We start from the raw sequence: 21,630 nt of genomic DNA, 5'->3' as shown, positions 1-21,630 counted from the left end.
TAGCCTATAGCCCGATTTAAGCCTGACGGCGATAGACGCCGCGCCAGACGACCTCTAAAGTGAAATCTTCTCATTCTGTATGGAGCGCGACTCTGCATGACCCTTTCCCCTGCCCTGCTTGAAGATGCCCTGCGCTGGCGCCGTGAGTTTCATCGCCACCCCGAATTAGGTTACCAGGAACAGCAAACCAGCCAGTTTATCGCGGAGGAGTTAGCCCGGGCGGGATTGCAGGTGTTTCGTGGCCTGGCGGGCACCGGGGTCATCGGCACGCTGGAGAATGGTCCTGGCCCGGTCATTGGCCTGCGGGCGGACATGGATGCGCTGCCGATCACGGAGAAAGGGGAAGCGGCGTGGCGCTCTGCCACACCGGGCGTGATGCACGCCTGCGGCCACGATGGTCACAGTGCCACGCTGCTGGCCGCTGCCCGCCAGCTGGCCGCGACGCGCCAGTTCAGCGGCACCGTGCATTTCATCTTTCAGCCTGCCGAGGAGAACCTCGGTGGCGCACGCAGAATGGTGGAAGAGGGGCTGTTCCAGCGCTTCCCGATGGACGCCATCTACGCGATGCATAACTGGCCGGGGCTGCCGCTGGGGTCACTGGCGGTGAATCCCGGTGCCATGATGGCGTCGCTGGACTCGTTTGAGATCACCCTGCACGGCAAAAGCTGCCACGCGGCGATGCCGGAAAGCGGAGCCGATCCGATGGTGGTCGCCGCCGAGCTGATTCTGGCGCTGCAGACGATCCCGTCGCGTCGCCTGTCACCGCTCGCCTCGGCGGTGGTGAGCGTGACCCAGATCCACGGTGGCGAGGCGATTAACGTTATCCCGGAGCAGATCGTGCTGCGCGGCACGGTGCGCTGTCTGCAGACCAGCGTGCGCGATAAGGTGCGCGGACTGATTGATGAGTTTGTGGCGACTCTGCCGCGTCCGTTTGGCGTCAGCGGTGAGGTGCACTGGTTGCCGGGCTATCCGGTGACCGCTAACCATGCGCTGCCCGCTGAGCAGGTGCGCGAGGTGGCGCTGGCGACGCTGGGTGCCGGACAGGTTCACTGGCAGGTGAATCCGTCGATGGCATCGGAAGATTTTGCCTGCATGCTGGAAGCCTGCCCTGGCGCTTACTTCTGGCTGGGCGCAGATGGAGAAACCCCCTCTGCGCCGCTGCACAACGCCCGCTATGATTTCAACGACACGCTGCTGCCGATTGGCATCCGTTTCTGGCAGGATCTGGTGGAACAGGCCCTGCCGCAATCCTGAGTCAGTAACCGGCGGCGCGGATCTGCTCCTCCGCCGCCGCCAGTGAATCGCACTGACCGCTGGCACGCAGGCAGCAGGCGATCTGCAGCCGCAGCGACGCGGGCAGCGGGCGCTGCTGATTCAGCACCTCCTCAATCCAGCGCGCCGTCACCTCTGCCGTTTTATCTGCCGGCAGCTCAACGGCCACTTCTGGCTGACGCTCCACCCAGACTTCGGTTTCGGCTCCCGCGCCCTGAATCATGCTGATCGCCGGGCAGCGCTGCGGATTCGCATACACTTCCCCTTCGGTGCCATTAAGCAACAGGGCTGGCGCATCGATGTCGCTGAAGAATTTCGCCACACGCGGCACATACTCCGGATGCGAGACGCTCGACAGACGCAGCGCCGCCCGCTCCGCAAACGGGGTCGCCAGTTTTGCCAGCGTGTGCGCACTGTTACGCACGCCCATTCGCCAGCGCAGAGACAGCTGCTTCGCCATCGGCGGGCAGAGGTGATCGATGGTGATAAAAGCCAGCTCGCCCTGATCCAGTCTGGCCTGCGCCGCCTCTGCTGTAGTAACCGGTGCGATGCCGAGCGCGGCAAACACCGCCTCGCTGGTAATGCGCGTCGCGTCGTCGCTGACGCCATGCACCAGCACCGGAAAGCCGAATTTTACCAGCAGCAGCGCCAGCAGAGGCGTCAGGTTGCCCTGACGACGGGCACCGTTGTAGCTGGGGATCACGATCGGCATGGGCCGGTTTTCCGGCGCACGCAGCTGCATCATCTGCGCCTGCATCGCCTGATAAAAGCCGCGCATCTCCGCTTCGCCTTCGCCTTTGATGCGCAGCGCAATCAGGATACCGCCCAGTTCCAGATCGGGCACCTCACCCGCCAGCATGGCGCTGTAGAGCGCCACGGCACTCTCAAAATCGATATCGCGGGCATGATTTTTACCGCGACCAATCTCTTTAATAATTTTATTCAGTTCCATCACTCGCTTCCGGTTAAGTGCGCGGCTCAGCGCCGCGTGGGACGTCGTTTTCGCACGCTGGTTTTGGGCACCACGGCGGCCGGTAACGCTTCCGGCTCGGGCGCTTCCGGCTGCTCAATCGGGAAGACGGGCAGCGCCGCCAGCAGCCGGCTGCCGTAAGCTTTACTCAGCAACCGGCGGTCATAAATCACGATCTCGCCATAGCATTGATGGCTGCGAATCAGGCGTCCGACCTGCTGAATCAGGGTAAATGAGGCGCTGGGCAGACTCTGCACCTCAAACGGATAGCGCTTCAGGCTTTTCAGCCACTCGCCTTCGGTCAAAATTACCGGACTGTCTACCGGGGGAAAAGCGATTTTGTGAATATGCACCTGACTCAGCAGATCGCCTTTCAGATCCAGGCCTTCAGCGAAGGATTGCAGGCCAATCAGAATACTGGTTTCGCCTTTAGCAACCCGCTGCCGGTGCAGATCGACCAGGCGGCTGCGCGGCTGATCGCCCTGCACCAGCATCGACAGGCGCAGATCGGGCAGCGAGGTGACAAACTGCTGCATCGCCCGGTTGCTGGCAAACAGCACCAGCACCCCTTTGTGCTTTTTCTCTTTCATCTGCTGGCGGAAGAAACCGGCCATCTCGGCGATATGCTCCGCCTCATGCGACATCAGGGGTTCATAGCGCATCTGCGGGATGACCAGCTTGCCCTGCTCGACGTGGTTGAACGGGGAGTCGAGCGCCACAAAGCGGTCGCCCGCTTTTTCGCTCAGTCCCGACATCTCCTGCAGGCGGTTGAAGCTGTTGAGCGAACGCAGCGTGGCGGAGGTGACCACCACATGCGGGATTTTGCGCCACAGCATCTTCTCCAGCTGATCGCTGACGCGGATACCGGCGCAGTGAAACAGCAGATGCGCCTGCCCTTCGCGCAGCTCGCGGGTAATCCATTTTGAAACCGGCGCACCGGAGGCTTTCTCCATTGCCGCCAGCCGCCACAGTTTGCTGATCGATTCGAACCAGCCAAACTGGCGATTGAGCTGAAGCAGATTACGGTGCAGCCGCACCACGTCGACCTTGCCCGTCTGCTCGCTCAGCGCATTGATCAGGCCTTCACTCAGCCCGCGCAGCGCGTCACTGAGTTTAAACAGCCGGGCGCAGAGGTCGAGTAACTCCTGCGGCAGCGCCCCCAGCACAAAGCGATATTCGCCAGGCTGGTTATGGGGCGGCAGCAGTGGATTCAGCGCCTGGGCGGTCACCGTAAGCAGTTCGCGCAGCTCATCGCAGTGCGCTTTCAGCCTTTCCGGGTTTGCCAGCGGCGGCGGCGACTTCGGCCGCATCTTGGTCATGATGCCGTCGACCAGCCGGATAAAGAGATCGAGCTGCAGGCTGCTCCAGCCCGGCGTGATGTCGGCGCTCATCTCCAGCGCATCGCGCGCCACTTCCGGCAGATGATGCCCTTCATCCAGCACCAGCATCAGGTTTTTAGCGGGCGGCAGTACCGACTCATTCTCCATCGCGGCCATCACCAGCGCATGGTTCGCCACCACCACATCCACCTGCTCAATCTCGCGGCGCGCGACAAAAAAGGGGCATTCACGATACCAGCGGCAGTGCGCGCCCAGGCAGCTCGCCTTGTCGGTGGAGAGCCGCTGCCACAGGCTGTCGCTGACGTTCTCCTCGCTGTGATCGCGCAGGCCATCCCACTGATAGCGATCCAGCGACTTCTGCAGGCGGCCACACTGCGTCTGCTCCTCTTTGGTGCTGCTGACGGCGTCGTCGTCCAGATAGAGCAGCAGATCGCCCTGCTGATCGTCATCGGCTGCCAGCGCGGCCAGATTGCGCGGACAGACATAGCGTCTGCGTCCAAAGGCGGCAGTAAAAGTCAGATCGGGAATGATTTTTTTGAGCAGCGGCAGATCCTTAGTGAAAATCTGATCCTGCAGCGCCACGTTGGCGGTGCTGATCACCAGCCGTTTTTCCTGGGCGCGGCTGGCCGCGATGCCGGGAATAAGATAGGAGAGCGTTTTGCCCACGCCGGTCGGCGCTTCCACCGCAAGGTGGCGCGCATCGTCACCAGCCAGACATTTTGCCACTTCAGCGATCATCTGACGCTGCGGCGCACGCGGAATGAAATCAGGCACCTGCTGCGAAAGCGCTTTATACCACTGCGCTATCTGGCTTTTTACTGCGGCTGTCAGGGCCATGAGTTGCGTTACCACACCGAAAAAATGGCCTGTATTTTTACACAGTATCCCGGCGGCGTCAGCTTTCGTGCTGAATTTTTCGTGCGCCGTCGGAAATTTCAGCGGATAGCGTGGAGGCGTTCAGCGCCGGGTCGTCCGGCGCGGAAGCAGGCTACGCCAGTACCTTATACATATAGGTGGTGGCATCCAGCACGCCCGCCGTCGACTCGGCATAAAAGGGGATCGACCCTGCCACCTGCCAGCCCAGCGAACGATAGAGATCGCTGGCAACGTCACCGCTGCGGGTATCCAGCACCAGCAGCGTTTTTTCCTGCCCGCGGGCCAGCTGCTCAGCGCGCTGCATCAGTTCGCGGGCAATCCCCTGACGCCGCGCCTGCGGATGCACCAGCAGCTTGCTAACGTCGGCCCGATGGCGGCCGTTCGGCATCGCGCTGCGACTGAGGATCACCGTCGCCACAATCCGGTTGTGCTGACGCGCCACCAGCAGTTCGCTCTCCCCGCTGGTCAGGCTGGCTACCCGCTGCTGCCAGAAGCGCGTCATCACCGCCACATCGGCGGCATCCACGAATCCGACACTGGCGCCATCGGCCACGCAGGCCTGAAGCACTGCCGTCAGCCCATCGATCTCCTGTTGTGCCTGTTCAGGTGAAAGCCTCTGATAATCGATCATGGTTTTGCCACCGCCAGCAGATAGTGTGCGCCTTCGGTCAGATGCGCCTCGAAAGCCGATTTTCCGGTGAGGTGAAAACGTAAACAGTCACCGGGCTTAAGCGTCCACTGCTGTTCGGCCACCGATACGGTCAGGCCGCCTGCCTGAAGCAGGATATGTTGCTCCAGTCCCTGGATGGGTGGCGCATCATATTCAATGCGTGCACCAGGCCGTAATTTGCCCTCTACCAGTTCGCATCTAAAATGAAGTGCGGGCGGTGAAACATTGCGGCGGATAAAACCGCTGGACGGGTCATGCCAGACCGGTTGCTGATCATAAGGCACCAGCAGACTCGACGACTCCTCAACCTCACTCAGCAGGCGAGACATGGTTAATCCGTAGGCGGCACACAGCCGGTTAAGCAATGCGGCAGTAGGGCTGGTCTCGCTTCGCTCAATGCGCGATAATGACGCGCGACTGATGCCGGTGGCGACAGAAAGTTCATCCAGAGACCAGCCGCGTTGCAGGCGTAATTCTGCCAGCCTTACCGCCAGTCGTTGCTCCGTATTCAGCTCCGGCATGTTATTTTCTCATGTAAGGGAATTATTCTCTGAAATGAGATATAGCTGAAAACAGGCGTATCAGTCAAGTTGTACATTGCGAAATGTATTGTACAACTTAACTGGCTTCGTTATGGTAATCGCACTCAGACCAATCGAAAGAGGCATTTATGACCTTATACAGTATCGGTGACGTCGCCGAGCGCTGTGGCATAAACCCAGTCACCCTGCGCGCCTGGCAGCGTCGTTATGGCTTGCTGAAGCCACAGCGCACCGAAGGCGGGCATCGTCAGTTTGATGAAGAAGATGTACAGCGCATTGAAGAGATCATGCGCTGGATTGAAAGCGGCGTGCCGGTCGGTAAAGTCAAGGCACTGCTGGAAGGGGGCGACGTGGATGCCCATGATGGCTGGACAACCCTGCAGGATGAGCTGATCAGCGTGCTGCGCCACGTCAGACCCGCAAAACTTCGTAACAAAATTGCCGCGATTGGCCGCGAGCATCCGATTGATGCGCTGATCGACCACGTTTTCATGCCGGTGCGCCAGAAGCTGAGTCTGGACCAGAACACCGCCCGCACGATGTGCAGCCTGCTGGATGGCCTGCTGATCGACTATGTCGCGTTCTGCCTGACGGGCAGCCGCAAAAAATCGGGCAAGGATGCGCTGATCATCGGCTGGGGTATCGAGGATCGCACCCGCATCTGGCTGGAGGGCTGGCGTCTGTCGCAGCACGGCTGGCGGATTGATGTACTGGCCGAACCGCTGGACGTGCCGCGTCCTGAACTCTTTCCCGGCATGAACATGTTTGTCTTTACCGGTAAAAAACTGACCCGTCGCCAGCAGGAACAGCTGTCACACTGGCAGGAACAGGGCTATTCCGTGCGGTTGCACGAACCCGCCTGATAACAAAAAACGCACGCCGGGCGCTTTGCCTGCTGCCTCGCGCGCGCTATTATCGCCGCCTCACTGTTAACACGCTCAGGTTTTCTCCATGAACTGCAAAAAAGCCTTTTTCGCCACGCTCTTTTTTATCATGGCCGTCGGCGGCACCAGCGGACTGATGCTGGTCGGATACTCTCTCATCGTTCACTCACGCTAAGCCAGCGTTGCAGGCGCTCAAACAGGCGGTCGCTGACGATAGCCAGCAGCGCCACCAGCAACGCCCCCTGAATCACATACGCCGTATTAAAACCGCTTAAGCCGATAATCACCGGTGACCCCAGACTTTTCGCCCCGACCGTCGAGGCGATGGCGGCGGTGCCGATATTAATGATCACCGAGGTGCGTATTCCGGCGATGATCACCGGTGCAGCCAGCGCCAGCTCGATCTGCCACAGCCGCTGCCAGGGGCTCATACCCAGCCCGGTGGCGATCTCCCGGCTGCTGGCGGGCACGCTGTCGAGTCCGGCCAGCGTGCCCTGTAAAATCGGCAGTAACCCATAGAGCAGCAGCGCAACGACGGCGGGCCAGGTCCCAAAGCCCATCACCGGCACGGCAATCGCCAGCACGGCCACCGGCGGAATCGTCTGCCCCGCCGCCACGATCGTCTCCATCAGCGGCCGGAAGGCGCGACCGGCGCGCCGCGTGACCAGCACGCCGCTGCCGATGCCCAGAACGATCGCCAGCAGGCTGGCCGTGATCACCAGCATCAGATGCGCCAGCGTCAGCTGCCAGAAGCTCTCCTGCTGATAAAGTGGCCGCGCCAGGTCGGGAAACCATGTGTGAAACAGCGGCCCGCTGTAGGGCATCAGGGCCAGCAGCGCGCCGTAGAGCAGCACCAGCCACAGCAGCGGATCTTTCAGCCAGCGCATGCTAATCCCTCGCGCAGTTGCAGCAGATCGCTAAAGTGCAGCACCCCCAGCGGCTGCTGCTGATCGTCGACCACCGGCAGTTTATCGGTGCGCCGGGTGATAAACTGCGACAGGGCGTCACGCAGCGTCAGCGTCGCGGCAATGGGTTCGTCCGTCAGCCACTCGCCGCGCCGGACGGCATCCCCGACGTGCTCCAGCGACAGCAGTCTTACCCCCATTTCCGTGCGACCAAAGAAGTCGCGGACAAAATCATTTTCTGGCCGGGTCAGCAGCTCCACCGGCCTGCCCTGCTGAACAATCCCGCCGTTATCCATCAGTACAATGCGGTCTGCCAGGGTCAGCGCCTCGTCGATGTCATGGGTCACCAGCACGATGGTCCGTCCCGACAGCCGGTGGATACGCAGCATCTCCTGCTGCAGCGCGCCCCGCGTTACCGGATCGAGCGCCCCGAACGGCTCATCCATCAGCAGCACCTCCGGATCGGCGGCCAGGGCTCGCGCCACGCCGACCCGCTGCTGCTGCCCGCCGGAGAGCTGATGCGGATAGCGCTTCAGCAGCTGTGCGTCCAGATTCAGCAGCGCCAGCAACGCCGTGATGCGTTCGTTGATCTGCGCGCGGGGCCAGCCCAGCAGTTCGGGCACCGTGGCGATATTCTTCTGCACCGTCCAGTGCGGAAACAGCCCGATCGACTGGATGGCATAGCCCATGCGGCGCCGCAGCGTGCGGGCATTCAGCTGGCGAATCGACTCACCGGCAAAGCGGATGTCACCGCTGTCGAACTCCACCAGCCGGTTGATCATCTTAAGGGTGGTTGATTTACCGGAGCCGGAGGTGCCGAGCAGCACGCAGAACTCCCCTTCCGCCACCTGTAACGACAGATCTTTTACCGCCGTTTTGCCGTTAAAGGCGCGGGAAACGCCCCTGAACTCAATCATCTTTTCTCTCCAGCAGTGAGATCAGCAGGCGGAACAGCGCATCGATCGCCACCGCCAGCGCGATCACCGGGATCACCCCCAGCAGCACCAGATCGAGCGCGCTGCTTAACAGGCCCTGAAAAATAATCGCACCAAAGCCGCCTGCCCCAATCAGCGCGGCGACCACCGCCATACCCAGCGTCTGTACCACCACTACCCGCAGACCCGCCAGCCAGACCGGCAGCGCCAGCGGCACATCGACCGCGACAAACTGCTGCCAGCCGCTCATCCCCATGCCGCGCGCGCTTTCGCGCACCTCGTGTGGCACCTGCTGCAGCCCCACCACCACGCTGCGTACCAGCGGCAGCAGGGCGTAGAGCACCAGGGCGATCAGCGCCGGGGCCATGCCGATGCCGCTGATGCCCCAGGCCCCGAGCCACGGAAAGTGATTTGCCAGTCCGGCCAGTGGCGCAATCAGCAGGCCAAACAGCGCCACCGACGGCACCGTCTGGATCACATTCAGCACGCCAAAGACGCCGCTCTGCCAGCCTGGCCGCCGGAACAGCAGGACCCCCAGCGGCAGCGCTATCAGTAACGCCGGCAGCACCGTGCCGGCCAGCAGCGTGAGATGGCGTCCCAGTGCGGCATCAAACACCGCATGGCGGTTGGCATACTCTTTCAGCAGGGAGAGGTCGCTGAGCTGACCGCTGAAGAGCAGCAGCAGAGGCAGCAGCCAGACCTGCAGATTGAGCAGCAGCTGAGCCAGCCGGTGACGGGTGATCTGCCGCACCCGATCCGTGATCAGCAGCAGGAGCAGCGCGCCGCTGCACCACAGGCCGCTGGCAAAACTGGTGCGTGCCAGACGACTGCCCTGCTGGCTGAGCAGCGTGGCCTGATGACCACTGAGCCAGAGGATCGCGGCCAGCATCAGCTGCGCGGCCAGCAGCGCCAGCACCAGGTTTACCCGTGTCGGCGGCCGCCATAACAGCAACCAGAGCGCCAGCAGCGGCACAAGCAGCAGCCTGAACCGGCTGATCTGCGATCCCATCAGCGGTTCCCCGGCCACCAGCCGGTTCGGGGCGAAGTTAAGAAACGGCAGCGCCGCCAGCGCCAGGCTCAGCAGCGTCAGCAGCAGCAGGGCCACCGGCTGTTGCAGCGGGCGACGTATCGCTTCCCGCGATAACACCATCGGTTACAGCAACTTCTTCTGCTGCAGCCATTCGGTCGCGACGCTGCTGGCATCCTGGCCATCCACGGCGATTTTCGCGTTGAGCTGTTGCAGCGTCTTCTCGTCCAGCGCGCTGAATACCGGCTTCAGCCATTCCGCAATCTGTGGGTACGCTTTCAGAACCGATTCGCGGATCACCGGTGTCGGGGCGTAAATCGGCTGAACGCCTTTCGGATCGCTGAGCGTCTGCAGACCCAGCGCCGCCACCGGCCCGTCGGTGCCATACGCCATCGCCGCGTTCACCCCGGAAGTCTGCTGTGCCGCCGCGCTGATGGTCACCGCGGTATCGCCGCCAGCCAGCGACAGCAGCTGATCCTGCGTGAGGTTAAATCCGTAGGCTTTTTCAAAGGCGGGCAAGGCGTCGCTGCGTTCAATAAACTCTGCCGACGCCGCCAGCTTGAAGGTCCCGCCTTTTTTCAGCCAGGCGCTGAGGTCGGCCAGAGAGGTAAGCTGATTCTTTTCGGCCAGATCTTTTCGCACAGCGATGGTCCAGGTGTTGTTAGCCGGTGCCGGTGTCAGCCAGACCAGATGGTTTTTCTCCGCATCGAGCTTTTTCACTTTCTCGTAGCCCTGGGCGGCATTCTTCCACGCGCTGTCTTTTTCATCGTTAAAGAAAAACGCGCCGTTGCCGGTATATTCCGGATAGATATCCAGTTCGCCCGCCGTGATCGCGCCACGCACCACCTGAGTGGTGCCGAGCTGGATTTTATTCACGGTTTTCACGCCATGCTTTTCCAGCACCTGAAGAATCACATTTCCCAGCAGCGAGCCTTCCGTATCAATTTTTGAGCCGACCCGCACCGGATCGGCTGCCTGTGCTACCCCGATGCTGAGCAGTAAGGCGCTGACGCCGATCCAACCCCGAATTCTGACCATGACCTTTTCCTTATCGCATTATCGCGTGTTGTTATAGCGTGATGTTTTCGCGAGGCGTCAATGGTGCGCCTGAGCGATCAGACTGCTCTCCTGCTTTCTGAGTCGATGCTGGCAGGGCGCGAAGCGGTAAATTCTCTGCCTTAAAAGCGTAGCCTGGCGCGGCGGTGATGCCGCTGACTTTCTCGCAAACTGATAACGATTTGAGATTATAAAATAATTTTATATAACTCAAATGAATTTACGTCTGGGCGTCTAAACGGCTATTCTCGAAAATCTGTTTTTATAATAAAAGACGCACAACATCATGTCCGACCTGACTTCTTCTGCCCATGTGGCGACTGCCGGGCGTTCGCCCGCCGGGGAAACGCAATGGATTCGCAGCGCCGCTGACGTCTCCCGTTTAGTGAACAGCGGCGACAGCGCCCGTAATAATGCCCGCATCGTGGTGGCGATTGCGCTGGGAGGCGTGTTTCTTGACGCCTACGATCTGGGTGCGCTGGCTTTTGGCATCAAAGATGTGACGCGCGAATTTCATCTTACGCCGACCGGCACCGGCATGATCGCCTCCGCGATTACCTTCGGGGCGATCGTGGGTGCGCTGCTCGGCGGCTACCTCACCGATAAGATTGGCCGCTATCGGGTCTTTATGGCCGATATGTTCTTTTTCGTCGTCGCGGCTATCGCCTGTGCTTTTGCTCCCAATGAGTATGTGCTGGGTGCAGCGCGCTTTGTGATGGGCCTGGGTGTCGGCATCGATCTGCCGGTGGCGATGGCCTTTCTGGCGGAGTTTTCAAAGCTGCGCGGTAAGGGGAATAAAGCCGCCAGCGTGGCGATGTGGTGCCCGACCTGGTACGCGGCGATCAGTATCTCCTATCTGCTGGTGCTGCTGCTCTATGCGGTATTGCCGGAGAGCCATACCGACTGGCTGTGGCGGCTGATCCTGGGGTTTGGAGCCGTGCCGGCGATAGTCATTATCGCTATCCGCAGTCGTTACATGAGTGAGTCGCCGGTCTGGGCGGCCAATCAGGGCGACCTGAAAGGGGCGGCGGCGATCTTACGCAGCGCATGGAATATCAACGCGCAGGTGGCACCCGATGCCGCGCTGACGCCGGTTAAACCGGTGCGCAGGGCGAGCTGGCGCAACTATGGTGCGCTGCTGCAGGGCGTCTATCGCCGCCGCACGCTGCTGGCGACCATTACCTCTATCGCCTCATCCTTTGCTTATAACGCCGTCGCATTTGGCCTGCCGGTGATCATTACCAGCTTTTTTGCCCAGTCGATGCTGACCACAATTCTGGTGTCGCTGGCGCTGAATCTGCTGTTCGCCTTTGTGGGCGGGCTGCTGGCGGTGCGTCTGGTGCCGCGTCTGGGAGCCTGGAAGATGTCGGTGGCGGGTTACAGTTGTCAGTGTGTGGCGCTGCTCGGGCTGGCGCTGATTGGTCGCCCGGAAGGGGGGCAGGAAGCGGCCGTCGCGATCGGGATGCTGGCGCTGTTCCTGTTTGGTCAGGGATTCGGGCCCGGCTCGCACACCATGACCTTTGCGTCACTGAGCTACCCCACGTCGCTGCGGGGTGTGGGCGTCGGCTTCAATCAGACGCTGATGCGCGGCAGTTCGACCGTTTCACTGTTTCTGTTCCCGGTGCTGGTTGCGGCGCTCGGCACCGGCGTGTTCTGGGTGATCTTCCTGGCCCCGCTGGCCGGACTGCTGGCGCTGCTGGCCATCCGCTGGGAACCATCGGGCTATGATGTGGATGCAGAGGATTTTGAGCTGCCGCGATAATCCGCGCTGAGGGCATGGACAGAGCGCAGGAAAACCGCACCCAGTGCGGTTTTTTTTATGCCGTAACGGCCGGGATAGGAAACTGCTCCAGATAGTCCGGGATACGCGGGAAGGTATGCAAAAACCACGGCGTGAACTGCTCTGGCTGCTGCTGCATCTGCTCTTCAATCAACGCCATCGGGCGATAATCGAAGGCGTCCGCTTCCTGCGGATTGAGCTGCGGCAGGCTGTCGCAGACGGCAAAAAAGACGTGACCATATTCATGCTCGGTCAGGCCATTACTCAGCTTCAGGTTGTAGCTCAGCTCAAACACCGGCGTCAGCGTCACCACCATGCCCATCTCTTCGCGCAGGCGGCGTTCAGCGGCGTCACGGGTCGATTCATGAGGATACGGATGCCCGCAGCAGGTATTACTCCACAAGCCACCACAGTGATATTTATCGCTGGCGCGCCGCTGCAGTAACAGCTCCTGCCGGGAATTGAAGACGTAGACCGTCACCGCGCGGTGCAGTAGTCCTTTTTCATGCACTTCCAGCTTTTCCATTTTGCCGGTGGGACGATCGAGGTGGTCAACGAGGATAACTTCAATAGCAGACATGGCGTTTCCTTGAGATTATTCTCAACTATTCTGGCACAAGATTCGCGGTTTGGGCGTAACAGAAAGGAATTTTTACTCTTATCGGGCGGAGGTAAGCGGATGACGCCAGACGAAAATCAGGCCAGCAACGCTGGCCTGAGGAAGAATTACAGCCGGAAGCTCTGCACCACCTGCTCAAGCTGGGTACTCTGCGCCTCCATCGCCTGAGCCGCAGCGGAAACCTGCTCGACCAGCACGGCGTTCTGCTGGGTGGTGCCATCCAGCTGCGTAATCGCCACGTTAACCTGCTCGATCCCCATGCTCTGTTCCCGGCTGGCTGACATGATCTCGCTCATCAGCGTTGTTACGCTGCTGACGCCCTGCATCAGCTCATCCATCGTCTGACCCGCCTGCTCCACCAGCGCGCTGCCGGTATCAATGTTCGCCACGGACTCTTCAATTAACTTTTTAATTTCACGCGCCGAATTGGCTGAGCGCTGCGCCAGGTTGCGCACTTCTGACGCCACCACCGCAAAACCGCGCCCCTGCTCACCGGCACGGGCCGCCTCGACGGCGGCGTTCAGCGCCAGAATATTGGTCTGGAACGCGATGCTGTCGATCACGCTGATGATGTCGACCACTTTACGTGACGAATGGTGGATCTCGCCCATGGTGGTGACGACCTGACGCACCACTTCTGAACCGCGTGCGGCAACCTGCGAGGCATCGCCTGCCAGCTGGTTGGCGTGAGTGGCGTTATCGGCGTTCTGACGCACGGTGCCGGTCAGCTGCTCCATCGACGCCGCCGTTTCCACAATCGAGCTGGCCTGATCTTCAGTGCGCGAAGAGAGATTGGCGTTGCCGCTGGCGATCTCGCGCGACGCGGCGGTGATCGCCAGCGCGCTGTCGCCCACCTGCTGGATTAACCCCTGCAGATAGCTGATGAACTGGTTAAAGCTCTGCGCAACGGCATTGAACTCCGGGCTGTTGCTGGCGGGGAGACGCTGGGTCAGGTCCGCGCCGCCGGTCGACAGCGCTTCGATGTTGCTGTTCAGCACGCTGAGACGCTTCATCATGGCGCGGACAAAGCCCAGCGATACCAGCAGCAGGATCACCGCCAGCGGAATCTGCACCAGGCCCAGACGCGTCAGCATGTTGTGCGACTGCGCTTTCAGCAGGCTGGTCGGCAGGCTGCTGGCGAGAAACCACGGGCTGCCGGGAATGGCCTGCAGAAACAGCGTCTGCTCGCCTTCGCTGCTGTCATAGGTGGTTTCCAGTGGCTGGGTGCCCGCCCCGCTCAGCAGCGCTTTCAGGGGCGCTGCCATCGGCGTCTGCACATCGGCCAGGTTCTCCAGCTTCGGCGCGGCATTCACCAGCGCACCGTTACCGACAACTTTGCCATCCGCTTCGACGATCAGCACGTTGCCCTGAATGGTTTCGCCCATCTGCTTCGCCAGCTGGTTAAAGAATCCCAGCGTCACGTCGATGGTTGCCACGCCCCAGACGGTGCCGTTGCGGTAGATCGCCATGGCACAGTTGGTTCGCGGCTGTGGGCTGGCGGCATCCTGATAGGCTTTTGCCCAGGCGCACTGCCCTTTCGGGGCGGCCAGGCCATCCTTGTACCAGGGTTGCTCCCAGTATTTGTCGGCGGCATCGGAGTTCCAGTAGGTATTGACCTGCAGTTCGTTGCTGGCATTGCGGGCAAAGAAGCTGCTGTTTTTCTCTTTGGCGGGATCGCGACGATTTGGCAACGGCCAGATACCGCCGCCGAAGACATTACTGTCCTGATACTGGTTAACCAGCGTCGGTAACAGGGTGTCGATGGTGGCGCTGTCCATGACGGAGGCCGCTTCGGTAATCGCACGCTGCTGAGCCTGAACGCGGTTCATCTGCTCGACGATACCGGAGGCCAGTGAATCGACCTGATAACGCACCAGACGGCTTTCGCTGTCGACCAGCTGCGGTGCGACAAACTGATTGATGACCCAAACTGTAACGAGTAAAAGCGCAACAAAGAACGCGATCATTGTTGCGGTAAAGCGGGATTGTGTTGTTTTAAACATCTTTGTTCCCCTGAACCTGGTATGGCGCGATTGCCTGATCCGGGTTAACGGCTCGCTTAGGGAGAACTTGAGATGAGCGGGATCACAGAAATGAAAAATGTTTAATTTTTGTGAAAATTTAATCGCGTGGCGGGATGGGGTGATCCCCGACGGCAGCCGGGGAACAGGCAGAGAGGCCTGGCGTGACTGGCCTAGCCCTCTGAATCGACAACCTCCTGACGCGGACGGAAGATGTGGTTACTGCCGCCAGCGGTTAACAATTCCCGTAACTTCTGACCGCCATGCTCATCCGCCTGGGCGAACTGCCGCTCTGCTTCGGTGATCGGCGTGGTCCAGAGCAGTGTGGGACGATCGCCATCGCGCTTGGGCAGTTTAAACTGTGCCGGTTCGCTGGCCAGCTCATTTGCCAGCAGGAAGCTCTCAAAGCCGACCGGCGCGACTTCCGATGCCAGCGTATGCCCCTCCCCCAGCCAGGTAAGGCGCGCCCACGGCAGATGCACAAACTCCGCCAGAGCACTCGCCATCTGCACCGCATTGCCTTCGGTCATGACCTCGCCATCCACCGCCATCCCCAGCTCGATACGGCGATACTGCGGTGCCAGCTCATCAAACAGGTAGTCGACCTGCGGCATCGGCCGGATGCTCATGCCAATCGTCAGGAAGTACCAGACGCCCTGATGCCAGTGCTGGGAGATGGCCATCGGCGGCCAGCTCCCCTGATCGATCGCGTAATATTTCACCGACTCGCCAAAGCGACTCTGATAGCAGGCCATGAGATCCTGCTGAACCTTGTCCCACTCGCTGCCATCGTGCCATTCGCGCCAGAACTGACGCTGCTGCTCTGCACGGGCATAGTAGTCATTGGTCGAGGCCGAACCCAGCGGGGCCGTCAGCCGGTTCTTTTTGATGCAGCCCGCAGAGAAGCTGACCTGCTTATCCTGGTAAAGACTCCAGCCGGGGATGACCGCCAGCAGCTGACCGTAATACCAGAGCGCCGCGCCATCATCGCTCGGCTCCCAGAGAACCTGCAGCCCGGCGGGATTCAGTGCAGGCTCCGCTTCCAGGTTACGGCAATACTCGGCGCTGAGCAGCGGCGCAATGCCCTGCTCCATCGCCTCGCGATCTTCCTGCGCCGGTGCGGGCAGCAGGTTTCGCAGCCAGCAGCCGCGCACCGCATACTGACTGCGGAACAGGTCGGTGGGCCAGATGTAAAAATAGGCGGTGCGCGCATCCTGTTCGACAATAGCGGTGAGGGTGCGCTGCTGATTGTGGACTTCAGCAATCAGGGATTTGTACGTCATAGTGCCTCGACAAAGCCTGGAGGAATCCATTTTCCCCGAGAATAGAGCAGGATCGTGACTGCTGCACGCGGAGACAAGGGTAATAGTCTCAAAGTGGCCTGCGATCACTATTTACATCCGGAATCGCAGGAGACCTTTGAGCAGGCAGTGCTATAGGAGTTGCGGGAAGAAACCGGACTGATTCGCCACTCAGCACCACTGGTGGACAGCAGAAGAGCTCAGAGACACCGCCGACACCATTTTTCCCCATGATTTGCTAAGCGACATCCTCTCCGGCGATCGGGTCTGAGCAGCAGCAGCATCAGAGGCTGCCATGGCGTTAGCGTAAGCCAGCGCGCTTGAGTGGGGAGATGGCCTTATAGAAGCCGTTTGCGCATAAACAGACTTAACGGGTCGGGCATATAGGGTGGGAACGCCTCGCATAGTGCGTACCCGCATCGGCGATAGAGTACGATAGCCGGTTGCTGATGAATCCCGGTTTCAAGCCGCAGTTCGCGTAAACGGTTTTCTGAAGCTATCGTCTCGATGGCGGCGATGATCTGCTCGCCGAGCTTCCTGCCCCGGTATGCCGGCCGGATATAAACCCGCTTGATCTCCGCAAAGCCCGCCTCCTGGAAGAGTAAGGCCCCACACCCTGCCGGCAAGCCCTGCTCATCACGAACGATAATGCACTTCAGCTGCTCATCACCGACGGTTGAGAGATCCAGACAGTGATTGCTTTCTGCCGGATAGAGTTCGCGCTGAAAAGCGTCGAGTTCGCCGACCAGGCGCACCAGGTCGCTATCCCCTTTATCGACTTCTGAAATGCTGAACATCTGTTCTCCCCGTCAAAGGTCGCTTCCGGAACGACTCTGCCCGTTGATTTACTTCAGCTTAACGCCTTTTGTTTCTGGTGCCATCCAGACCACAATCATCGCGGCAACGAAGGCCAGCACGGTGGTGGCCAGCCCGGCGGTGAAGCCGCCAATGCTGGCCACATAGCCGATGAGCAGCGGCGCGATAAAGCCACCCAGACGCCCCCCGTTGTAAGCCAGGCCCATCAGAAAGCCGCGTGACTGAGTGTCGCCAATAATCTCGGCCAGGAAGGGGCCGGAACCGGCGAAAATACCGTTAACGCCGAAACCGGCCATAAAGATGGCCACCATGAGAATCAGCGGCTGCGTCGTCACCAGATATAATCCGACCGCGACCGCACCGATCAGGAGATAGAGCAGAAACATCGGCCGGCGTCCCCATTTATCGGCCATGAGTGAGAACACCAGGAAGCCCGCAATCGCACCGGTCTGCAGGGCCAGCACAAACTTCAGGCTGTGAAGAAAATCGAGATGCTTCACTTCACGAAGGTAAGTGGGCGTCCAGGTGAAGACCCCCCAGAACAGATACTGAATGAAGAAGATAAAGGTAAACGCCAGCAGCAACCCTTTGATGTTCGTGTTGCCGGCGCTGGCCTTTTTAGTCTGCCGCTGTGCGCGTTCCTGCTGGCGCGCCAGCCATACCGGCGATTCGGGCGTAATGTACGCAATAACCATCATGATAAAAATCGGCAAGGCGCCAATCATGAACAGGTAGCGCCATCCCCCGTGTTCCAGCCCACCGGTCATTGCCGTGACCAGTGCCGTCAGGCCAATCGCCAGGATTGCGCCCACCGGTAACCCCATCTGCATCAGCGCGCCGCCGCGCGCACGGCGCTCCGGACGCCAGGTTTCAGCGATGAGGGCCGCGCCTGATGTCCACATCCCGCCCATACCGAGCGCACCGCAGAATCGCAGCAAGGTAAAGACCTGCTGATTGTGGGAAAACGCCAGCAGACCGGAGAAAAGCGAATAGATGGCGATGCAGATCAGGGCCGTTCTTACGCGTCCGATTTTATCGGCCACCAGCCCGAAGAGAATGCCGCCAATAATCTGCCCGCCAGCCGTGGCGCTGATAAACACGCCAAGTTCCGTTTTGCCGAGGCCAAATACCACGCCCAACACGGGTAAGAGCAGAGAGAGCAAAAAAGAGTCGTAGCTTTCAAATGTCCAGCCTAACCCGCCCAGCGCCAGGGTCCTTTTTTCAGCCGATGAATAGGAGAGCACTGAACCGGAGGCGTCCGCATCGAGAGGATGCGCCTCATGCACTTTTGATTTCATATTCATCCATATTCTCCAGGGAGGATAAGCGATAGGTTGATGCCGCGGTGCGCCAGAAGAGATGCGCCTGTTCGGCCGCAGAAGCCTGCTCCGCCAGCCTTTTGCAGGCATTCCAGAACACACCGTAACTGAACATGCCTTTGTCGACCGGGAAGTTGCTGGCAAACATGCAGCGCTGCACGCCAAATGCCTCAACCAGCGTTTCAAACAGCGGTTGCCAGGCCCGGGAGAGCGTCAGGGAGTCAGGTGGTGTGTCGTGTTGTGCAAAGGGATAGCCCATGACCGTCATGCCAAAACCGCTGATTTTGATGCGCACGTTGGGCAGCGCCGCCAGGGCGATAATCCCCTTTTTCCACGCCTGAAAAACGGCATCCTGTTTACCGGCATAGGGCCCCGTTCCAATCGGTCCGCCGCAGTGATCCACAATCACCAACAGATCGGGCTGCGCGCGGGCCAGTCCGGCAATTTCATCCAGCTGAGTGTGATAAACCCAGACATCCAGCGAAAGTCCGTTGCGGGCAAGGCAGGCTGCCCCGCGCCGGAATGCGTCACTGGCCGCCAGACCGGCGGGCGGCGTGACGGGACTGGAGCTGACGCGGGGATCAGGATGCCAGGCCAGCGGATTCCGCATCCCACGCAGTCGTCCTCCCGATCGCGCCAGCATAAGTTCCACCACGGGCAGCAGGTCATCCCCAGCCAGCAGGCTGGCACCGCCAACGATGGCTTCACAACCTGCGGCTTCGCCATAGTGACCGCTTTCAAACATCGCGGCACAACCGCCTGCAAACTCGACCTCTCCGACGGGTCTGAACGCTTCAGGCCCGTGACGGCGCAGCATGGAGCGGCACTGAACATACACCGTCGAGAGAATCCGGTGTCCGGACTGTTCGATATCCTGGCTGAGCTCCGGTGCCAGATAGCGGCCTGACTGGCGATCCCACAAATGATGATGCGCATCCACGACCGGAAGTTCGGGCATCAGCGCCTCTTCATGATGACGCGCGAGCCACGCTTCCCGAACGGGCAGATGCGGTGCATTAACAATCTCCATAACGTCCTCTTAACCTTCTGATTAAAATCAGATCCCGACATTTTTCGCGTGGCGGGCAGGTGAACAGACCCGAACCGCATTGTTTTATCTGATAAAACTAAGTTTTACTGAATAAATCCACTATAGGCTCAGCGGATAAAGTTCAGCCAGCAAAAAAAGAGGCGCTTAATGTAAATACGATGTTAATCACAAATATTTTACTTTCAGGACACACCGCGCTTCAGAGCCAGCTGTAGCTCAGCGGCGGTGCACTGATGACCGGGCACGGGAGCGCGGATGCGGTTCAGGGACGCCCGGTTTCGGGAGACGAGAAGACGAGAAAGAGAGCGATGAAGAAAAGTCGCGGTGTGAAATCAGTAAAAACCGCGACGTTTCAGAACAGGCACAGATGCGTGTTCTACGCCTGACGGATGATAAATTCTGGTTCACAGGAGACAGGAAAATTCACCGATCTGGCGATAAAACAGACTTTATGGATCTCATGGTGAATAGCCGTGGCTGAATCGACATTTGTCCCCTCTGCTACCGTGATCGTCGGTCTCAGCACCGCCGAAATAAAGCGCCCCGCCCCGCCTTTTGATATTTCACCTGTCGCTAAGGGAGAATCTTCATAGCCGAGAACCATAATCCCGGCATCGGAAGCCAGATGCAGATACCAGAGCATATGGCATGCCGAAAGAGAGGATATCAGGAGGTCTTCGGGATTCATTTTACTGGCGTCGCCACCCAGCAGGGGATCACTGGAGCAATGGATGACCTCTTTCCCGCTGATGTCGATATCCCACGTCCTTGCATACGCTTTATAACCCGACGTCCCCGTTCCCAGATTGCCGGTCCAGAAGATGCGCGATGTGTAGTGATGTTCCATTTTTCTGACTCCTTTATTAAGGATAAAACGGGGGGAAACAGAGAGGGAGCTTCTGCTGTTTACTAAACCACACTCTGTCGGGTGATAAAATCAGCACAATGAAAACGCGTGCAGGTACGTGTACAACCCTGCTCAATGCTTTCTGAAAATACGTTTCAGCATCCACAAAAGCGCAACAGACATCAGGACAGAAACAACGATATTAGCTGTGAGTACAAAGTCGGGGATTGCCTCATCGCCATTGATATGAAAAACATCTGCAATGGCATAAAAGAACTCTACAGGCACGATGAGAGCAATAGCTTTTGATATGGCGATGACACAAAAAACAAAAATAAAAACAGGTAAAATAAAGCGCATTATCAGTAACCCTTTAATTTCGCAGCCAGCAGACGCACACCGCATACTGACTAAGGAGCAGGTCGGTGAGCCAGATGTAAAAACAGGCGTTGCGCGCATCCTGTTCAATAATGACGATCAGGGTACGCTGCTTATTATTACCCCTGCTGATGCCCAACGGAGCAACCTGCCGCTGTTTACAGCTAATAATCAAAGAGTATTATCGAAGATGCGATGCATAGGGAGATAAAAATGGACGCAGTCTTGCTTGAAATGATGCGCTCGGGTGGGAGGAATAAAGCCTGGGCTGAAACAATGGTCAACCTTGAAGCCAGAAAGCTAATCAACACAGCCAATAGGCTGTCTGCTTTCCATCTCAAGGATGGGCTTACCCGTATACAATTTGTTCAGGAAATAAAATCGCTTATTGACAAGCAGTTCACTGCTGCCCGTCAGGCTAAGTCTGATGAAGAATGCCTGGAGTGCGTCAGGAACCTCAGATCTGAAACAGAGAACCTTGAAGAGCAGGCGCGATTATTGCGTTCCAGGACAGCAGAACTCTACGCCAAAGTAGAGTTTGTGCGTGAAAACAACAAAATTGTGGGTTACATGATTTCCGCTGTTCGTGTCGTGATTTCAGGTTTTGCTGTTGTCGGCGGTGGTTTGATGATCTCGACAATGACACCTGTTGGCGTACTGGCTGGTGCCGTTCTCGTTGTGGACGGGCTTAATGGCCTGTCCAAAGAACTTATTACCAGCCTGTCTGACGTGCAAACAGAAGGTATGTTTGCCGATGGTGTAATGCAGGCTGCGAAATTCATGGGATTCAAAGCAGAGTCAGGACTGGCTTTTTACAATATGGCAACGCTTTCAGCCAGTATTTACAGCGTCTGGGGGCTGGCGAGAAAGCCCGGTGCATGGCGACTATACAGATGGATGGCCCGTGATTACACCCGTGAAATTGACACCATAAGTCGCCCAAAGCTGACCATGAAAATAATCGGCTGGGGTGTAACAGCTAAGGTGACATTCGATTTACTCAGCGTAAGTAACCAATGAC

Annotated in this window: 20 protein-coding genes and 1 pseudogene; 4 read left to right on the top strand and 17 right to left on the bottom strand. The window is 59.1% G+C overall.

Annotated features, from left to right (window positions below; translation table 11 throughout):
* The first annotated feature begins 96 nt into the window (after positions 1 to 96).
* The gene (locus tag HFD97_RS02030) at positions 97 to 1,254 is read left to right on the top strand and encodes a M20 aminoacylase family protein (RefSeq protein ID WP_167431090.1); all 1,158 of its coding nucleotides are present in this window, start codon (positions 97 to 99) and stop codon (positions 1,252 to 1,254) included.
* A gap of 1 nt (position 1,255) precedes the next feature.
* Here HFD97_RS02030 and ybiB read toward each other — a convergent pair whose 3' ends face one another.
* From ybiB to HFD97_RS02010, 4 genes are all read right to left on the bottom strand, one after another.
* Complete coding sequence (gene ybiB / locus HFD97_RS02025) at positions 1,256 to 2,224, bottom strand: DNA-binding protein YbiB (RefSeq protein ID WP_046101482.1); 969 nt, start codon at positions 2,222 to 2,224, stop codon at positions 1,256 to 1,258.
* 26 nt (positions 2,225 to 2,250) lie between these two features.
* Complete coding sequence (dinG, locus tag HFD97_RS02020; RefSeq protein ID WP_167431091.1) at positions 2,251 to 4,419, bottom strand: ATP-dependent DNA helicase DinG; 2,169 nt, start codon at positions 4,417 to 4,419, stop codon at positions 2,251 to 2,253.
* Positions 4,420 to 4,570: 151 nt separating this feature from the next.
* The gene (locus HFD97_RS02015; protein ID WP_167431092.1) at positions 4,571 to 5,089 is read right to left on the bottom strand and encodes a GNAT family N-acetyltransferase; all 519 of its coding nucleotides are present in this window, start codon (positions 5,087 to 5,089) and stop codon (positions 4,571 to 4,573) included.
* Entirely contained in the window at positions 5,086 to 5,649 is a 564-nt protein-coding gene (locus HFD97_RS02010; RefSeq protein WP_058957719.1) for a helix-turn-helix transcriptional regulator, read from the bottom strand. Before HFD97_RS02010 ends, HFD97_RS02015 begins: the two co-directional genes overlap by 4 nt.
* A 149-nt stretch (positions 5,650 to 5,798) precedes the next feature.
* Here HFD97_RS02010 and HFD97_RS02005 point away from each other — a divergent pair, with 149 nt between their 5' ends.
* The gene (locus HFD97_RS02005) at positions 5,799 to 6,533 is read left to right on the top strand and encodes a MerR family transcriptional regulator (RefSeq protein WP_009091268.1); all 735 of its coding nucleotides are present in this window, start codon (positions 5,799 to 5,801) and stop codon (positions 6,531 to 6,533) included.
* Between the two features lie 176 nt (positions 6,534 to 6,709).
* Here HFD97_RS02005 and HFD97_RS02000 read toward each other — a convergent pair whose 3' ends face one another.
* From HFD97_RS02000 to HFD97_RS01985, 4 genes are read right to left on the bottom strand one after another with little or no spacing between them, the layout of a single operon-like run.
* Positions 6,710 to 7,441: an ABC transporter permease gene (locus HFD97_RS02000; protein WP_167431093.1), complete on the bottom strand. Its 732-nt coding sequence runs from the start codon at positions 7,439 to 7,441 to the stop codon at positions 6,710 to 6,712.
* Positions 7,429 to 8,376, bottom strand: coding sequence for an ABC transporter ATP-binding protein (locus tag HFD97_RS01995; RefSeq protein ID WP_167431094.1), 948 nt, complete (start codon positions 8,374 to 8,376; stop codon positions 7,429 to 7,431). The genes HFD97_RS02000 and HFD97_RS01995 overlap by 13 nt, the downstream gene beginning before the upstream one ends.
* Positions 8,369 to 9,544, bottom strand: coding sequence for an ABC transporter permease (locus HFD97_RS01990; protein WP_167431095.1), 1,176 nt, complete (start codon positions 9,542 to 9,544; stop codon positions 8,369 to 8,371). Before HFD97_RS01990 ends, HFD97_RS01995 begins: the two co-directional genes overlap by 8 nt.
* A 3-nt stretch (positions 9,545 to 9,547) precedes the next feature.
* On the bottom strand, positions 9,548 to 10,459 hold the full coding sequence (locus tag HFD97_RS01985) for an ABC transporter substrate-binding protein (protein WP_058957722.1): 912 nt from the start codon (positions 10,457 to 10,459) through the stop codon (positions 9,548 to 9,550).
* Positions 10,460 to 10,763: 304 nt separating this feature from the next.
* Here HFD97_RS01985 and HFD97_RS01980 point away from each other — a divergent pair, with 304 nt between their 5' ends.
* Positions 10,764 to 12,239, top strand: coding sequence for an MFS transporter (locus HFD97_RS01980; protein ID WP_167431096.1), 1,476 nt, complete (start codon positions 10,764 to 10,766; stop codon positions 12,237 to 12,239).
* A gap of 55 nt (positions 12,240 to 12,294) precedes the next feature.
* Here HFD97_RS01980 and idi read toward each other — a convergent pair whose 3' ends face one another.
* The 9 genes and pseudogenes from idi to HFD97_RS22230 form a co-directional block, all read right to left on the bottom strand.
* Entirely contained in the window at positions 12,295 to 12,837 is a 543-nt protein-coding gene (idi, locus tag HFD97_RS01975; RefSeq protein WP_167431097.1) for an isopentenyl-diphosphate Delta-isomerase, read from the bottom strand.
* Positions 12,838 to 12,983: 146 nt separating this feature from the next.
* On the bottom strand, positions 12,984 to 14,879 hold the full coding sequence (locus tag HFD97_RS01970) for a methyl-accepting chemotaxis protein (protein WP_046101475.1): 1,896 nt from the start codon (positions 14,877 to 14,879) through the stop codon (positions 12,984 to 12,986).
* A gap of 191 nt (positions 14,880 to 15,070) precedes the next feature.
* A complete protein-coding gene (locus tag HFD97_RS01965; protein ID WP_009091285.1) occupies positions 15,071 to 16,180 on the bottom strand; it encodes a suppressor of fused domain protein in 1,110 nt (369 codons plus the stop codon).
* A 356-nt stretch (positions 16,181 to 16,536) separates the two neighbouring features.
* Entirely contained in the window at positions 16,537 to 16,995 is a 459-nt protein-coding gene (locus HFD97_RS01960; RefSeq protein WP_167431098.1) for a GNAT family N-acetyltransferase, read from the bottom strand.
* 48 nt (positions 16,996 to 17,043) lie between these two features.
* A complete protein-coding gene (locus HFD97_RS01955) occupies positions 17,044 to 18,318 on the bottom strand; it encodes an MFS transporter (protein ID WP_167431099.1) in 1,275 nt (424 codons plus the stop codon).
* Positions 18,293 to 19,363 carry an amidohydrolase gene (locus HFD97_RS01950; protein ID WP_154927940.1) on the bottom strand — a complete coding sequence of 357 codons (1,071 nt, stop codon included), beginning with the start codon at positions 19,361 to 19,363 and terminating at the stop codon, positions 18,293 to 18,295. The genes HFD97_RS01955 and HFD97_RS01950 overlap by 26 nt, the downstream gene beginning before the upstream one ends.
* A 397-nt stretch (positions 19,364 to 19,760) precedes the next feature.
* On the bottom strand, positions 19,761 to 20,231 hold the full coding sequence (locus tag HFD97_RS01945; protein WP_167431100.1) for an OsmC family protein: 471 nt from the start codon (positions 20,229 to 20,231) through the stop codon (positions 19,761 to 19,763).
* A gap of 132 nt (positions 20,232 to 20,363) precedes the next feature.
* On the bottom strand, positions 20,364 to 20,591 hold the full coding sequence (locus tag HFD97_RS01940; RefSeq protein ID WP_046101469.1) for a hypothetical protein: 228 nt from the start codon (positions 20,589 to 20,591) through the stop codon (positions 20,364 to 20,366).
* Between the two features lie 16 nt (positions 20,592 to 20,607).
* Positions 20,608 to 20,748 (bottom strand): annotated as a pseudogene (locus HFD97_RS22230) (suppressor of fused domain protein); the annotation flags it as partial.
* Between the two features lie 74 nt (positions 20,749 to 20,822).
* Here HFD97_RS22230 and HFD97_RS01935 point away from each other — a divergent pair.
* The gene (locus HFD97_RS01935; protein ID WP_167431101.1) at positions 20,823 to 21,629 is read left to right on the top strand and encodes a DUF4225 domain-containing protein; all 807 of its coding nucleotides are present in this window, start codon (positions 20,823 to 20,825) and stop codon (positions 21,627 to 21,629) included.
* The last annotated feature ends 1 nt before the right edge of the window (position 21,630 follow it).

Origin of the sequence: Pantoea sp. EKM103V, from assembly GCF_011800365.1 — a bacterium.
GTDB lineage: Bacteria > Pseudomonadota > Gammaproteobacteria > Enterobacterales > Enterobacteriaceae > Pantoea > Pantoea anthophila.
The sequence above is the reverse complement of the archived record's forward strand: the minus strand, read 5'-3'. Positions and strand labels throughout refer to the sequence as shown.